Genomic DNA, 359 nt, shown 5'->3' with positions numbered 1-359 from the left:
CGGCAAGCAGTGGCAACAGGGTCAGTTCGGCGTCCTGACCTGCGGCGCTGAAGCCCAGGCTCTGACCGGCACCCAGCTCACGCGTGGCCTGAGCCAGCAGGGCATCGACCTTGCGCAGACGCAGCGCGCTCATGCTGCAAGATCTTCATGCAGGTCCAGCTCAACGTCATGGCCGAGTGCCCGCGACAGTGAGTCACGGCATGCGCCGGTATGACCCTGCAAACGTTTCAGAACGTCGCGACGGGCGAAGCCCAGCTGGATGCTCCAACGGTGTTCGGTTTTTTCGGCATTGACGCGTACTGTCCCCAGGCTGGGCATCAGCAGGGTAAACGCCAGCGGGCCGGCGGGCTGTTCGGGCA

2 pseudogenes are annotated in these 359 nt (G+C 64.6%); both read right to left on the bottom strand.

The features are described from left to right. A pseudogene (locus ALO43_RS18650) lies at positions 1–133 on the bottom strand (type III secretion system protein); the annotation flags it as partial. Beyond that, a pseudogene (locus ALO43_RS18645) lies at positions 130–359 on the bottom strand (flagellar hook-length control protein FliK); the annotation flags it as partial. The pseudogenes ALO43_RS18650 and ALO43_RS18645, both read right to left, overlap by 4 nt.

It is taken from the genome of Pseudomonas tremae, assembly GCF_001401155.1.
GTDB classification, from domain to species: Bacteria; Pseudomonadota; Gammaproteobacteria; order Pseudomonadales; family Pseudomonadaceae; genus Aquipseudomonas; species Aquipseudomonas tremae.
This window is presented reverse-complemented; position numbering and strand designations above follow the sequence as displayed.